Source organism: Gordonia lacunae (genome assembly GCF_002149015.1).
Lineage (GTDB): Bacteria > Actinomycetota > Actinomycetes > Mycobacteriales > Mycobacteriaceae > Gordonia > Gordonia lacunae.
In genome coordinates, this window is sequence record NZ_NGFO01000058.1 from 1 (window position 1) to 14,637 (window position 14,637).

11 protein-coding genes are annotated in these 14,637 nt (G+C 69.1%); 6 read left to right on the forward strand and 5 right to left on the reverse strand.

Features of this window, described 5'->3' with window-relative positions:
• Positions 1 to 302: 302 nt before the first annotated feature.
• The gene (locus CA982_RS25430; protein WP_086537875.1) at positions 303 to 1,220 is read right to left on the reverse strand and encodes a glycosyltransferase family 2 protein; all 918 of its coding nucleotides are present in this window, start codon (positions 1,218 to 1,220) and stop codon (positions 303 to 305) included.
• A 363-nt stretch (positions 1,221 to 1,583) separates the two neighbouring features.
• On the opposite strand from CA982_RS25430, the gene CA982_RS25435 reads away from it, so the two are divergent.
• Positions 1,584 to 2,918, forward strand: coding sequence for a lipopolysaccharide biosynthesis protein (locus CA982_RS25435; protein WP_244176504.1), 1,335 nt, complete (start codon positions 1,584 to 1,586; stop codon positions 2,916 to 2,918).
• The gene (locus CA982_RS25440) at positions 2,915 to 5,557 is read left to right on the forward strand and encodes an alpha/beta fold hydrolase (protein ID WP_086537876.1); all 2,643 of its coding nucleotides are present in this window, start codon (positions 2,915 to 2,917) and stop codon (positions 5,555 to 5,557) included. Before CA982_RS25435 ends, CA982_RS25440 begins: the two co-directional genes overlap by 4 nt.
• 4 nt (positions 5,558 to 5,561) lie before the next feature.
• On the opposite strand, the gene mshD is transcribed toward CA982_RS25440, so the two are convergent.
• Entirely contained in the window at positions 5,562 to 6,479 is a 918-nt protein-coding gene (gene mshD, locus CA982_RS25445) for a mycothiol synthase (protein ID WP_208618131.1), read from the reverse strand.
• On the reverse strand, positions 6,460 to 7,278 hold the full coding sequence (locus CA982_RS25450; protein ID WP_086537877.1) for a winged helix-turn-helix domain-containing protein: 819 nt from the start codon (positions 7,276 to 7,278) through the stop codon (positions 6,460 to 6,462). Before CA982_RS25450 ends, mshD begins: the two co-directional genes overlap by 20 nt.
• Positions 7,279 to 7,490: 212 nt before the next feature.
• On the opposite strand from CA982_RS25450, the gene CA982_RS25455 reads away from it, so the two are divergent.
• From CA982_RS25455 to CA982_RS25475, 4 genes are all read left to right on the forward strand, one after another.
• Complete coding sequence (locus CA982_RS25455) at positions 7,491 to 8,348, forward strand: LmeA family phospholipid-binding protein (RefSeq protein ID WP_086537878.1); 858 nt, start codon at positions 7,491 to 7,493, stop codon at positions 8,346 to 8,348.
• Positions 8,349 to 8,762: 414 nt separating this feature from the next.
• Positions 8,763 to 9,602 (forward strand): sulfurtransferase, encoded by an 840-nt coding sequence (locus CA982_RS25460; protein WP_086537879.1) that lies wholly within the window; start codon positions 8,763 to 8,765, stop codon positions 9,600 to 9,602.
• A gap of 5 nt (positions 9,603 to 9,607) precedes the next feature.
• The gene (locus tag CA982_RS25465) at positions 9,608 to 9,913 is read left to right on the forward strand and encodes a DUF1416 domain-containing protein (RefSeq protein ID WP_004022024.1); all 306 of its coding nucleotides are present in this window, start codon (positions 9,608 to 9,610) and stop codon (positions 9,911 to 9,913) included.
• A 388-nt stretch (positions 9,914 to 10,301) separates the two neighbouring features.
• Positions 10,302 to 11,012, forward strand: coding sequence for a heme-binding beta-barrel domain-containing protein (locus CA982_RS25475; RefSeq protein WP_086537880.1), 711 nt, complete (start codon positions 10,302 to 10,304; stop codon positions 11,010 to 11,012).
• 6 nt (positions 11,013 to 11,018) lie between these two features.
• On the opposite strand, the gene CA982_RS25480 is transcribed toward CA982_RS25475, so the two are convergent.
• Both CA982_RS25480 and CA982_RS25485 read right to left on the reverse strand, forming a co-directional pair.
• The gene (locus CA982_RS25480) at positions 11,019 to 12,002 is read right to left on the reverse strand and encodes a hypothetical protein (RefSeq protein WP_244176505.1); all 984 of its coding nucleotides are present in this window, start codon (positions 12,000 to 12,002) and stop codon (positions 11,019 to 11,021) included.
• 133 nt (positions 12,003 to 12,135) lie between these two features.
• A complete protein-coding gene (locus tag CA982_RS25485) occupies positions 12,136 to 14,250 on the reverse strand; it encodes a heavy metal translocating P-type ATPase (protein WP_086537881.1) in 2,115 nt (704 codons plus the stop codon).
• Positions 14,251 to 14,637 lie beyond the last annotated feature (387 nt).

A 14,637-nucleotide genomic window follows, 5' to 3' on the forward strand; every position in this document is an offset into this window, starting at 1 on the left:
CCCCTGAGGCGCGAGGAGCGCAAGCTGCAAACCCCGCCGCCCCCTGAGGCGCGAGGAGCGCAAGCGACAAACCCGCCGCCCCCTGAGGTGCGAGGAGCGCAAGCGACGAGCCTCGAAGGGTCTGGCGACCGACCCAGCAAACCCTTCGTGACGCTTGCAAGCTCGCGCCTCGGGGATCCCGGAATCCGCGCTTCCTCACGCGAGGTACTTGTCGCCCACAGGCGGGTGACGCCGGTGACCTCGAGGTCACCGGCGTCACGTCTGGCGGCGCCTACCGTTGCGGCAGAGCCGCTCTCGGCCACTCAGCGGAGGGCCGTCGCCTTGGCATCGCGGTGGAGGCGACGCTCGAAGCCGATGGTCCGGAGGACGCGCACGCCGTCGGTCAGGGCGTTGAGGTTGCTGCGTCCATGGATTCGCTTGGACTCGCGGCTGCCGACCTCGCGGATCGTCAGACCACTCCGCGCCATGCGCACGTTGATGATCGTCTCGATCTCGAATCCGTCGCCCCACTGGGGTTCACCGACGTCGGTGAGCGGAAGGTCGAGGACCTCGAGATGCCGGCGCCAGAATGCGTTGTAGCCGTAGCAGAGATCTGCGAACGAGGTGGCGAAGATACGGTTGACGAGCCAGTTGAGGCCCTTGTTGCCGGCACGGCGGAAGGCGGTGATGTCGTCGCTGTGTCCGCCGAGGGAGAAGCGGCTGCCTTTGGCGAGATCCGAACCGGCCACGAGCGCGCCCACGAAGTCCGGGATCTCGGCAGGGTCGGTGGATCCGTCGGCGTCGATCATGACGATGATGTCGCCGGTCGCGACCTCGAAGCCGCAGGCGAGTGCGTTTCCCTTCCCGGAACGGGTCTGCGAGACGATCATCGCGTCGGGCCACAACGTGCGCGCCACGTCGACGGTCCCGTCGACAGACGCACCATCGACGACGACGATCTGGTCCACGGGTGGCATCCGTTCGGCCACGTACGGCAGGTTCAGCGCTTCGTTGCGAGTCGGGATGACCACGGTGACAGTCGGTCTCGCGGTCTCCGCGATGTCGACCTCGGCGGCGTCGACAACCCCGGGCATCTCCGCGATCCCCGAGCCCGGCTCCTGCGATCCCGCGTTCTCCGGTCGACGGACGTCGAGTTCGTTCTCGAACTCCGTCATGTCGTCGAGCACCGCCGGATCTGCACCCCCCGTGCCGTTCCCAGCGTCGATCAAGTCGGTCACCATACCTCCAGCGCGATTCGCATCATCAATGAGTCATGAAGCGCCCCCCACGACGCTCAGCGAGTGAAGCATAACCAGTAAGGTTAGGCTCCTCTTACTTTGTGATCAGCTTCATACGAACCGCCTAAAACGGACTCGCGCAGGCGGATCGACCCAGCGTGCGCCACCCGATGGGCGAACGACCACCCAACCTCGGCGCCGGTGCGCCCATCCGGTGACACCGAATGGAAGCCGGCTTCAGGATAGGCTACCCTCATCTCGGATCCGGGCATCCCCGCCAGATTCACAGACCGCCGGATCGGAGATGTCAGTGTTCGACGCGCACATGTCGTCTCGACGTTCGGTTGCCCGATTCGGGCCCAGGCGGTGACCGTCACCCAGCGTCGCACCCGGACGCGTCGGGGATTCGCCAGGAGCCCGGGAGGACTGCTCGCCGACCAGACCGGCGTGGGCCTCAACATCATGGCCGTGATGACGTCGAGTCTGGCGACCGGCATGCTCGGTTTCGTCTTCTGGACCATCGCCGCCCGCGGTTACACCACCGCCGAAGTGGGCCGTGCGTCGGCGCTCATCACGTCGGCGACGCTGTTGGCCACCCTGTCGAATCTCAGCATCGGCAGTCTCTACGAACGCTTTCTGCCGGTCGCCGGAGGCAACGCCCTCCGGATGATCGCGTCGGGGCGCATGGTGATCATCGGTGCCGCATTGCTTCTCGGGCTCGGTTTCGTCCTCCTCGGGCCGGTGGACTCGCTGTTCATGAGTCCCTGGGAGACCTGGCTCTTCCCTCTGTTCGTGGCCGTTCTGGGTATCTTCGCGATCCAGGACCAGACCCTGATCGGCCTGGGCCGGTCACGAACCGTCGCCACGAAGAACATCTCCCAGTCGACCATCAAGCTGGTCCTGGTGACGGCGTTCATCCCGATCGCCACCGGATTCGCGGTCTTCTGGGCCTGGGTCCTCCCCGCTGCGGTGATCGCGGCGTGGGTCGGCCTGAGCGCGATCCGCCGGACCGCGCGCTCGATGACCGGGCCGGGCACGTTGCCTCGGCCCGGTGAGATCGCCCAGTTCTACGCCGGCTCACTCGGGATCACCGCCGTCGGGGTGGTCGTGCCGCTCATCGTGCCGCTGGTCATCGTCGCTCGCCTGGGTACCGAGATGAACGCCTACTTCTCGATCTGCTGGCTGGTTGTCAACACCGCGGCGATCCTGCTGCACGCCACATCCGCCCCGTTCGTGGCGACCGCCGCGGAGCCCGACGCCGATCTCCGGTCGGCGACCCTCCGATTCATCGCCCTGTGCGGGGGCGCCGGGGTCATCGGCTGTGTCGTCCTTTTCGTCACCGCGCCCTGGATTCTCGCGATCATGGGCCCGCAGTACGCCGACGAGGGCACCGATCTGATCCGCCTGATGGCACTCACCCTGCCGACGGTGTCGTTCGTGACGATCTACACGGCACTGGCCCGCGTCCGCCGCAAGCTCCGCCTGGCAGTCGGCGTGCAGGGCATGTTCGGTGTGATCGTCCTGTGCGGCATCGTCTTCGGGGCCGACCACTGGGGCATCATCGGCGTCGGCTACGTCTACCTCACGGCCAACGTCGCCGTCGTGATCCTGCTGCTCGTTCCCGGGATACGGCTCATCCGCCGAGCCCTGACCCCCACCACCACTGCTGCCGAACTCCCGGCGAGGACGACCACACCATGACGATCTCCACCTCCCGCGGCTTCGTCGCCGCGGCACCCGCGCCGATCACCGGCTCTGCCGAGCCAGACCTCGCCGGCGGACTGGCACACGCGTTCGCGACCGCCGCCGACCGCTTCGGAGCCGCCATCGCACTGCGCCTGCAGGGCACAGAGATCAGCTACCGCGAACTCCTCGACGCCGCCCGCGGTGTCGCCGCCCGCATCCGAGGGCTGAAACCCGCCGACGAGGGTCCGGTCGTCGTCCAGCTCGGCCTGTCGCCGGACACCGTCGCCGTGGTCCTCGGCGTCTTCCTGACACGACGCCCCCTCGTCACGCTCGACACGGCTCTGCCCGCCGACCGGATCGACGCCATTCTCTCGTCGCTGCGCACCCACGGCCGGTCACCGGGTCTGGCCATCGCCGACGCCGATCACATGGACGGGTTGCGCAACTGCGGAACCCGCTGCGGCGTCCCGGTCGCGGAGATCACCGACGTCCTCGCCGACACGTCACCCGCAACCGGACCAGCGACAGACCCGGCCGTACGGGTCGAGATCGACGACGCCCGGTCCGGGTCCGACGCCGCATTCCAGGTCACCAACATCCAGTTCACGTCGGGATCCACCGGTACCCCGAAGGGCGTGCTGCAACCCGGCGCGATGTGGCTGTGCGACTCGATCTTCATGCGCGAGCGTTTCGGACTCCGGGAAGGCCTGCGCGTCGCCCTGTGCATGCCGATCAGCTTCGGCGGCGGATTGAACGTCTTGATGGGCTCACTGTTGAGCGGCTGCGACGTCCTCGTCGCCGATCCCCGGCAGGGGACGTCCACGGCCATGCTCGACATGATCGCGGCGGACCAGATCCACACCGTCTTCCTCACCCCGTCACTGTTGCGATCCCTCGTACGCACCAGTGCCGCCGGCACCGTCCACCCCGCCTGGTCGACCCTGCGGCGGATCATCACCACCGGTGAACCGCTCACCGGCGAATCCGCGACGGCCACACTGAGGTTGGCTCCGCAGGCGACGGTGACCAACTGGGCCGGGTCGTCGGAGACCTACGCGATCGGTCACCTCGACGTCCGCGCCGGCGATCCCGTCGGCCCCGGACCACTGCCCGCAGGCACACCGGCACTCCACAAGACGGTGACGGTCGATCGATCCGGACGGGTGTCGATCTCCTCCCGATACATCGCTCTCGGCTACCTCGACCCGGCCGGCGACGCCGACCGGTTCTCCGTCGGCGACGACGGTGTGCGCACGTTCCACTCCGGGGACAAGGGCCGATTCGACGGCGACGACCTGATCCTGCTCGGCCGCGCCGACGACGCGGTGAAGATCCGGGGCTATCTCGTCGAACCCGCCGAGGTGAGCGCCGCGCTCCTCCGCGACGGCGATCTCTCCGAAGCCGTCGTCATCGCCCGCGAGAATACGAGCGAGACAGTCGAACTGATCGCCTATGTGGTCCCCGAGGGCAGCCGGCGCACGCCACCGACGGCAGTCCTGCGCGCGCGGTTACGCGACGCACTACCCCCGTGGATGGTCCCGGCGCACATCATCGAACTGTCCGAGCTGCCCCGCAACGCTCGCGGTAAGGTCGACCGCACATCCTTGCCGGAGCCGCAACGTCACGTCGAACCCGTTGTCGGCGAGCTGGAGTCATCGATTGCCGCGATCTGGGCCCGCGAGCTCACGCTGGACGTCGTCGGACGGAACGAGAACATCTATGCGCTGGGGGCGGATTCGCTGACGATCCAGCAGATCATGGTGCGCCTCAACTCATCGCACGGCGTGGGCCTCACCCAGTCCGACATGGCGTCCGCACCGACCGTCGCCGAGCTCGCGACGATCATCGCCGCCCGTATCGGCGGTTCGAGCTCGGGTCCGCGCAGTCGGCGAGCCGACCGCCTCGCGCCGACGACGGTCCCGCTGCGCCGGGGACACGGGCGACCGGTCTTCTGTTTCACCGGAGCCGGCGCCTCCGCGCTCACCTTCGTACCGTTCGCCGACCGCATCGGCGAACTCGACGGCATCGGACCGGTTCACGCATTCGCACCGCACGGCCTGGACACCCGCGGCATCCCCGACTGGACCGTCAACGCCGCCGTCCGCCGCCACCTGCGCGACCTCCGCCGTATCCAGCCCGAGGGACCCTACGTCCTCGTCGGCCACTCACTGGGCGGGTTCATCGCACTGGAGGCCGCACGACGACTCACAGCCGACGGGCACCGAGTCGACCTGGTCGTCGTGGTGGACACGTTCGTCCCGCCACGGGTCCTGCAGCGCGCCAAGCGCGCCGACCCGTCGCTCACCACCACCCCGGTGTACGAACCGCTGCCCCGAAAAGAACTGTGGCGCCGTCGGATTCGCGTTCCTTTCGCGGGCGTTGTGAAGACCTCGCCGACCGCCGACGCGCAGGCCCTCGAGGAACTCGGCGTCCGCGTCGCGCGGCTGCATCGTCCGCGCCCGTATTCCGGCCGGGTTCTGGTGGTGCAGGGCAGTGAGAACCGTGACGAACCGTCGATCTGGCGCCGCCACATCGTGACCGGTGACGTCGACATCCTCCGCCTCGACTGCAACCACCTGTCCGTGGTCCGCGAACCGCACATCGGCGATGTCGTCGACGCCATCGGCACCGCACTCGATCGCCGGGACTTCTGACGTCTCAGCCGTAGGCGACGTCGACGGCGTATCGGGTGAACCCGAGACGCTCGTAGGTGTGCAGCGCGGCGACATTGTCACCCTCCACATAGAGGTTGACCTCCGAGACACCCACGCGCGCGAGGTGATGGAGTCCGGCGAGTGTCAGCAACCGGCCGAGCCCACGGCCCTGGGCGGCGGGATCGACGCCGACGATGTAGACCTCACCGAGATGCGCGTCGTGCCGCTTGGTCCAGTGGAAACCCAGGAGCCTGCCGGGATCGTCGCCGGCGCGGTCGAAGGCGAGGAACAGACCCTCCGGATCGAACCAGTCGGCGCCGACCCGTTCGCGGATCTGCTCCGCAGACCAGCCGCCCTGCTCGGGATGCCAGTCGAAGGCCGCGTTGTTCACGCGCAGAATCTCCGCGTCGTCGGCGGGTCCGGCGTAGGTGCGGAGTTCGATCGTCGGATCGACGACGAGGTCGGGGAGTTCATGGCCCGCCCCGACCGGACGACGCAACTGCAGGAGTTCGCGACGCTTGGTCAGGTCCATCGACGCCGCGAGCGCCACCGCACCGGGCAGGTCACCGTGCGCCCACACCCGCACCCCGGACCCCGATGCGGGAACCGGTGCCGCGCGGAACGCCGCGTCGAGCAGCTCCCGCCCGTACCCCTCCCGCCGACGCTCCGGGTCGACGACCGCCTCGATCATCGCCGGCTCACCATCGCGCCCGGGGACGATGACGGCGTACCCGGCTGTCGACCAGACGTGCACGATCTGCGACCTGCCGGGGGCGTCGATCGCCGCGACCGCACCTTCCGAGAGGGGGGCGACGCCGTCGGCCGTGGTCGCGTCGCGCACGAGACGATGGGCGAAGTCCGCCACGTCGTCGGGCAGCGCGCCGTGAAGAATCCGGATGCGATCAGTTCCCGGCGCTTGCACTGAACTCCTCGTCGAAGGGGTCGGGACCGTCGAGAGCCCCGTCGAAGTCGTCGGCGTCCGCGGGGTCGGAACCCGCCGGGCCCGTGGGCTCGTCGTCGGACAGGTCGTTGTCGGCCGCCGCCGCCCGACCGCGCGTCGGGCGTACGGCCTTGTACCCCACGTTGCGCACGGTGCCGATCAGCGACTCGTGCTCGCTGCCCAGCTTGGCGCGCAGCCGACGGACGTGCACGTCGACCGTGCGGGTGCCACCGAAGAAGTCGTACCCCCACACCTCCTGCAGCAGCTGCGCCCTGGTGAACACGCGACCGGCGTTCTGCGCCAGGTACTTCAGGAGTTCGAACTCCTTGTAGGTCAGGTCGAGCGGACGTCCGCGCAGGCGCGCGGTGTACGTCCCCTCGTCGATGACGAGTTCCCCGAGCGTGACCTTGCCCGAGGACTCCTCGGCCGCGACCCCGCGGGTACGCACCACGAGGAGGCGCAGCCGAGCATCGAGCTCGGCCGGGCCGGTACCCGGCAGCAGGAATTCGTCGATGCCCCAGTCCGCGTTGACCGCGACCAGGCCGCCTTCGGTCAGCACCGCCGCGACCGGCACCGACGAGCCGGTGCTGCCCAGCAGGCGGCACAATCCGCGAGCCGCCGCCAGATCGGCGCGCGCGTCGACCAGCGCCACATCAGCGTTCCCCGCCTCCATGAGTGACGACACCTCGGTCGGAGCGGTCCGTACCGTATGCGCGAGCAGCGACAGCGACGGCAAGACCGACTCCGGATTCGGGTCGGCCGTCAACAACAAGAGATCCACCCAGCACTCCGATCTCGTTCGTCCCCGTCCCGGACCATCCAGATCGCTCACCACGACGTGAACGCCACCCACACCTGCGCTCGGCGATTGTTTACGCCGCCTTACCAACGTGTGCGGGATAGGTGACAGAATAGCGCCACCGGGGCGGTTGGCTGTTAACAAGGCGACCTCGACCGCCGGATGACGACGACGGGGAGGGTGATCGGCCGAGCATGCCGCGCATCCGGAAAGTGCTTGTCATCGGTGTGGTCGCCGCCCTGGCCGCCGCGGGGGTGGCGGTCGGCGTCGACGTCGAGGCCGCCGTTCACGGCGAACACCAGCTGTCCCGCGCCATCGCCCAATCCCCCCGCGTGACTTTCGATCCCGAGGTCACCATCGCCGGTTTCCCGTTCACCGCCCAGTCATCCGCCGGCCACTTCGCGGGTGCCACCATCGCCGCACGCGGCGTCGAGCTGCCCGGGTGTGAGTCCGCCCGCGGCGTCTGCCGCGGCGAGTTGGGGGCTGCTCTCGGCCCGTTCGACGTCGCCGACGGCAGCGGTTTCTCGGCGAGTGATGTTCTCCACACCAGCTCGATCTCGGCGTACACCCGCCTCGACGCCGTCACCCTGGCGCGGTATCTGCGCATCGTCGACCTCACCGTGAGTACCCCGGGACCGGACGGCAAAGCCGGTGCGGGCGGCCCCCAGGACGGCACGGTCAGCCGCACCGGCGGCGTCGTGTTCACCGGCACCGTCGCCCTGCCGCCCGGCGACGGCCTCGATCCCGCCGATCCGCCCTCGGCATCGGCCTACGCCGGAGCGAAGGTGCGAGTGAGCGTGTCGGTCGACCTCGCCGTGGTCGACGGTGCACTGGACATCCGGGCCACCGACTTCTACACCGGCCCCGAACGCCACGTCGACGCCGAGATCGCGCCCGACCTGCGCACCGCGGTACTCGACCGGTTCAGCATGACGCTCCCCCGCCTGCCGATGGCCTGGGACGTCCCCGCGGAGCGCGCGGAGAGTTTCGGCGGGGACGTCCAGCTGGTCGGCGACTCCGGCCCCGCCGCGGTCCGCCCCGACCGCTTCTGACGGTCGCGCGACCAGCCTCTGGGCAGTTCAGAAGGGTTTCTGGTGCTGTCGGGCCCAAAGCACCCCGGCCGTTGGGTGTGCGATCGGCACTGTTGTACCCTCGTGGGCATGCAGCAGCGCCGTGAGTACTTGCTCACACGACGCCGGGCGATCGACTTCTGTCGTGTCGCCGACTGTTGTTGTCGCACTCGCCGTTGACGGTGTGACCACCCGTGCTGCACTCGCAGCCGGCCGCCCACACCGTCGATGAGTACGGGGGCGTCTCCACCGAGGTCTCGAATCCTCGATTCCGTGCGCCGTCACCCGCGCTCGTCATCTCCGCCGAGAACGCGGGAATCCTTCTCGCGTCTCACCGTTCTCCATCATCTCCATCTGATCGACGACCATCACAGATCCACTGGAAAGGACACCGCCATGGCACGTTCCGACGTCCTGGTCAGCACCGAATGGGCTGAGCAGAACCTCAATGCCGACAAGACCGTCTTTGTCGAGGTCGACGAGGACACCTCGGCCTACGACGGCGGCCACATCGCCGGCGCCGTCAAGCTCGACTGGAAGACCGACCTGCAGGACCCGGTCCGGCGCGACTTCGTCGACGCCGAGCAGTTCGGCGCGCTGCTCTCCGAGCGCGGAATCGCCAACGACGACACCGTGATCCTCTACGGCGGCAACAACAACTGGTTCGCCGCGTACGCGTACTGGTACTTCAAGCTGTACGGCCACAACGACGTCAAGCTGCTCGACGGCGGTCGCAAGAAGTGGGAGCTCGACGGCCGCCCGCTGTCCAGCGACCCGGTCAGCCGCCCGGCCACCGAGTACAAGGCAGCCGAACCCGACCTGAGCATCCGCGCGTTCCGCGACGAGGTCGTCGACGCCATCAACGTCAAGAACCTGGTCGACGTACGCAGCCCCGACGAGTTCTCGGGCAAGATCCTGGCACCGGCGCACCTCCCGCAGGAGCAGAGCCAGCGTCCGGGCCACATCCCGGGTGCCATCAGCGTGCCGTGGAGCAAGGCCGCCAACGAGGACGGCACCTTCAAGTCCGACGAGGAGCTCGCGGAGCTCTACGGCGAGGCCGGCCTCGACGGCTCGAAGGACACCATCGCCTACTGCCGCATCGGCGAGCGCTCGAGCCACACCTGGTTCGTCCTGAAGGAACTGCTCGGTCACCAGAACGTCAAGAACTACGACGGCAGCTGGACCGAATACGGCTCGCTGATCGGCGTCCCGATCGAACTCGGAGAAGGAAAGTAAGAGATATGTGTGCTGCACCCAAGCAGGGACAGAAGTTGCCCGCGGGCGTCGACGTGGAGAAGGAGGTCGTCCTGACCGGGCAGGTCACCGACGGCTCGGGTTCGCCCGTCGCCGGCGCCTTCGTGCGTCTGCTCGACTCGACCGGTGAGTTCACCGCCGAGGTCGTGGCCTCGCCCACCGGCGACTTCCGTTTCTTCGCCGCCCCCGGCACCTGGACGCTGCGCGCCCTGTCCGCGGTGGGCAACGGCGACGTGACGATCAGCCCCGAGGGCCCCGGCATCCACGAGAAGGACATCACCGTCTCGAAGTGACGCCGGAGACATCGTCTCCACAGTGACGGCCAGTCCGACCCGGCAGCCCGGTCACCGCACCCGCGGTGACCGGGCTGTCTCGTGTCACCGGAGGGCGCCTGCGACCGCCACCGCCCCCTGAGGACGGAGCCTGCGACCGCCACCGCCCCCTGAGGAGGGAGCCTGCGACCGCCACCGCCCCCTGAGGAGGGAGCCTGCGACCGCCACCGCCCCCTGAGGAGGGAGCCTGCGACCGTCACGAAGGGTCCACCCCTCGACGGCACCCTGACCACGCCGGGGTTAGAATTTCCCTCGTGGTCCTCTTCTTCGAAATCCTGCTGATCCTGGCCGCCGTGCTGATCACCTGGTTCGGTGTCTACACCCTGTACCGCCTGGTGACCGACGAGTCGTGACGTCCCCACCCGGCGGCACGACGGCCGACGGCCCCGCCGACCCGGATCCCTCCGGCGACGGGTCGACCGAAGCCGTCTCCGAACCCCGCCGGTCCGGTGACGAGGCGATCAATCAGGCCGAGGCCCGGGCCGTGGAGTCCGGCAGCCGTGAACGCAACGTCCCTACGTGGGACGATCTGCCGCTTCCCGCCGACACCGCCAATCTCCGTCTCGGAGCCGATCTCCATCCCGGCCTGCTCGCACTCCTGCCGCTCGTGGGTGTGTGGCGCGGCGAGGGCGAAGGACACGACCCCGAGACCGACACCGACTACCACTTCGCGCAGCAGGTCGTCGTCTCGCACGACGGTCAGAACTTCCTCGCGTGGGAGTCCCGCTCGTGGGTGATCGACGAGGACGCCGCCTACCAGCGGCCCGACCTCCGCGAATCCGGATTCTGGCGGATCGGTGACGACGACACCATCGAGCTGCTGCTCGCCCACGCCGAGGGCTCCGTCGAACTCTTCTACGGCACCCCGCTGAACCAGACCACGTGGGAGCTCGCCACCGACGTCGTCATCAAGGCGGAGTCCGGCCGACGCACCGGCGGCGCCAAACGTCTGTACGGTCTCGTCGCCGACGGCGACCTCGCCTACGTCGAGGAGCGCGTGGACGCCGACGGGGACCTCACGCCGCGGCTGTCCGCCAAGCTCCGCCGCCACGTCGGCTGATCCACCTCATCGACGCTCCCGGCGCCACGCACACTCGCCACGCTCCCGGCGGCGCGGCCCCCTGCTCCCTGAGGTGCGAGCGAAGCGAGCCTCGAAGGGTCGCCGATCGGAGAACGCCATGTACAGATTCCGTTTCGGCAGCGCGCTGTACACGGGTGATCCGAGCATGACGACGACCGACCCGTAGGTCGTGGCCTCACCCGGACGTCCCGGCCAACCGGGATGCACGGTGCCCGACCGCGACATGTACGGCCCGTGCCCGGCCGCACCGCCGACCCGACGTCCGACCACCGAGAACACCTCGGCGCGCGCGGAATGTGGGGACAGGTCGAACGCGACGCGGTCTCCCGGCGGGCACTCGACGAAGGTGACGTCGGTACCCGATCGGTGCACGACGCCGATCCACTCGCGGCCCGAGTTGCGTACGACGAGCGTCGAGCCGCCCGTCCGGTACTGATACGACAGGCCCGCCGCCGCGGCGTCGTGAATCTGTCGACCGGAGACACCGCCGTTCCACTCCGCGCTCCACGGGGTGAGATACCGGTGGTCGAGAAACTCGTGCCGGGTGGGGATCGGCAACGTCACCGGCATCACCCGGCCGTCCCGCACCCACACCGCGCCGTACAGAACCGGCCGACCGTCGGCGGTGCGCGGCGCCTGGACGTACGTGAGCGAATCACCCTCCGGCAGGAACACTTCCGAGCCGGGTGCCGCGATCTCGCCTCGTGTGCGGCCGTCCGCGAGCAGGATCACGACGGCTGCATCGTGCTCGCCGCGGTTGGCAATGGTGACGCGCTCGCCGGAGTCGCCGGACCCGCCCGTGGCGTGGAACAACCCGGCGGCGTGCGGATCGGCGAACTCGAAGCGGGGTGCCACCGCCGTCCCGAAGTCCGGATCGCCCGGACCCCAATAACGTTCGTCGACCACCTCGGGTTGATCACGATCGAGGGTCGCCTCCCCGACCGTCGCGGCGATATACGTGGCCACCATCGCTCCTTCTCCTCTCGACACCTCGTCGGGCGCCGTGGACTCGCTGTGTTCCCATTCCAGCGGTTCCGCGCCACGGTCTCGCGAGTACTGCGCTACGCGAATCACCGCGTCCATCCCGGCACCCGGGCCGGGCCTACCTGGAACGTGCTCCCACGGAACCGGGACGCAGGTCGAGTCGACGCAGCAGCTGCGCGTTCAACGCCACCACCACCGTCGAAGCGGACATCAGGATGGCGCCGACACTCATCGGTAGAACGAAACCGATCGGCGCCAGGATGCCGGCGGCCAACGGAACCGAGACGAGGTTGTAACCCGCTGCCCACCAGAGGTTCTGCGCCATCTTCCGGTAACTCGCGCGCGACAGCTCGATGACCGACAGGACCGAACGCGGGTCGGACGAGGCGAGAATGACCCCGGCCGAGCCGATCGCCACGTCGGTGCCGGCACCGATGGCGATCCCGACGTCGGCCTGGGCGAGAGCGGGTGCGTCGTTGACCCCGTCGCCGACCATCGCCACGCGATGTCCCTCGTGCTGCAGGTCAGCGACGATGGCGGCCTTGTCCTCGGGTCGGACCCCGGCGTATACCCGATCGATGCCCAGCCGACCGGCGACGTCGTCGGCCACGGCCTGCGCGTCGCCGGTGATCATCACGACCTGCACCCCGAGGGCGTGGAGTTCGTCCACGGCCTCACGCGACTCCGGGCGGACCTCGTCGGCGAGCCGGATCGCCCCCACGACACGATCGTCGGCGAGCACATGCAGGATGATCGCCCCCTGCTCCCGCCACGACGACGCGACGGGTAGTTCGTCGAGACCCTCCTCGTCGAGCAGGTTGGGTCCGCCGACTCGTACCGCGCGCCCGTCGACGGACGCGGACACACCCACCGCGGGTGACGAGGAGAAGCCCTGCGCGGCCGGGAGGTCGATTCCCTCGGCCCGTGCCGCGCGCATGATCGCCGAGGCCAGCGGGTGTTCACTGGCCGCCTCCGCCGCGGCCGCGAGGGTCAGCACCCGACGCCGATCCTGCCCCGGGGCCGGCTCGACCTCGAGGACGGTCGGCTCCCCCTTGGTCAGGGTGCCGGTCTTGTCGAAGAGCACCGCGTCGACGTTGCGCATCGACTCGAGCGCGAGCCGGTCCGTGATCAGGACCCCACCCCGCGCAGCCCGCTCGGTTGCGATGGAGACGACAAGCGGGATCGCCAGTCCCAGCGCGTGCGGACACGCGATGACCAGCACCGTGATGGCGCGGACGACGGCGTCGTCGGGCGATCCGACCGCGGTCCAGACGATCGCGGTCACCACCGCGGCGCCGAGTGCGAACCAGAACAGCCATCCGGCTGCGGTGTCGGCGAGCCGTTGAGCGCGCGACGAGGAGGCCTGCGCGTCGGCGACCAGACGCCCGATACCGGCCAATGCGGTGTCGTCGCCGGTCGCGGTCACGCGGACCCGCAGCCCGGAGTCGGTCGCGACGGTTCCGGCGACCACGACGTCGCCGATCTCCCGCCGGACCGGGGCCGACTCCCCGGTGACCATCGACTCGTCCATGTTCGCGGAGCCGTCGATGATGGCGCCGTCGGCGGGCACGGACGCCCCCGGCCGGACGATGACCACGTCGCCGACGACCAGGTCAGCGGGCGACACCGCGATGATGTCGTCCCCGTCGATCTTCTCGGCCTCGTCGGGGAGGAGCGCGGCGAGTGAGTCGAGCGCCGATGTCGTCCGGGCCAGCGAACGCATCTCGATCCAGTGACCCAGCAGCATGATCACCACGAGGAGCGCCAACTCCCACCAGAAGTTCAGCTCGTGGCCGAACAGGTGCAGCGTCGAGCCCCAGGAGGCGACGAAGGCCACGGTGATCGCCAGGGCGATCAGGAGCATCATGCCGGGGCGTCGAGAGCGGATCTCGCCGGCCGCGCCGACGAGGAACGGACGTCCGCCCCAGAGGTAGAGCACAGTGCCGAAGACCGGCGACACCCATCGCACCCACCCGGCGTCGGGCAGCCCGTAGCCCAGGATGTCGGCGAACATGTCGTTGAAGGCGACGGTGGGGACCGCCAGGACGAGCATGATCCAGAACAGGCGCCGGAACTGCTCGACGTGATCCCCGTGGCCGCCATGGCCTCCGTGTCCGCTGTGGTCCGCGTGGTCGACGTGTTCACCGTGACCGCCGTGCCCGGGTTCGGACCGGGGGCGGTGTGCGTGGTCCGCCGTGGGCGCTGCGCCGGGATGGTCGTGATGCGTGTTCATGAGATCGAGGCTATACCCCCCAGGGGTACCCTCGCCAGTGGTACAGCTACCCAGTACGGGTATTCGACAGGCGGCCCCGGACATGGAACGGCCCCCGCACCGCCCTCGAGGGGCCTGCGCCGACCGGACCGGGTCGGGATGCGGGGGCCGGGTGACCACCTGGTATTCGCTTGCGCCGACCGGCGGGAATTCCGCCTCGGTGCGACACGAATGCCACACGGTCAACTGCTAACGGATGGTCACCTCACATGTCCGATGAGAAATCACTATCAGACCACCTCCTTCCTTGTGTACCCGCGAACGTACGCCCGATTTCGGCGGGCCGCAACGGATTAACTCGGTCAGGGGGTGGGCACCGGCGCCCCGGCCGGGCCGGTGGACGGGGAC

Coding starts and splice junctions, on each gene's coding strand:
- CA982_RS25430 (WP_086537875.1), bottom strand. CDS start 1,220: ATGGTGACCGACTTGATCGACGCTGGGAACGGCACGGGGGGTGCAGAT.
- CA982_RS25440 (WP_086537876.1), top strand. CDS start 2,915: ATGACGATCTCCACCTCCCGCGGCTTCGTCGCCGCGGCACCCGCGCCG.
- CA982_RS25455 (WP_086537878.1), top strand. CDS start 7,491: ATGCCGCGCATCCGGAAAGTGCTTGTCATCGGTGTGGTCGCCGCCCTG.
- CA982_RS25460 (WP_086537879.1), top strand. CDS start 8,763: ATGGCACGTTCCGACGTCCTGGTCAGCACCGAATGGGCTGAGCAGAAC.
- CA982_RS25465 (WP_004022024.1), top strand. CDS start 9,608: ATGTGTGCTGCACCCAAGCAGGGACAGAAGTTGCCCGCGGGCGTCGAC.
- CA982_RS25480 (WP_244176505.1), bottom strand. CDS start 12,002: ATGGTGGCCACGTATATCGCCGCGACGGTCGGGGAGGCGACCCTCGAT.
- CA982_RS25485 (WP_086537881.1), bottom strand. CDS start 14,250: ATGAACACGCATCACGACCATCCCGGCGCAGCGCCCACGGCGGACCAC.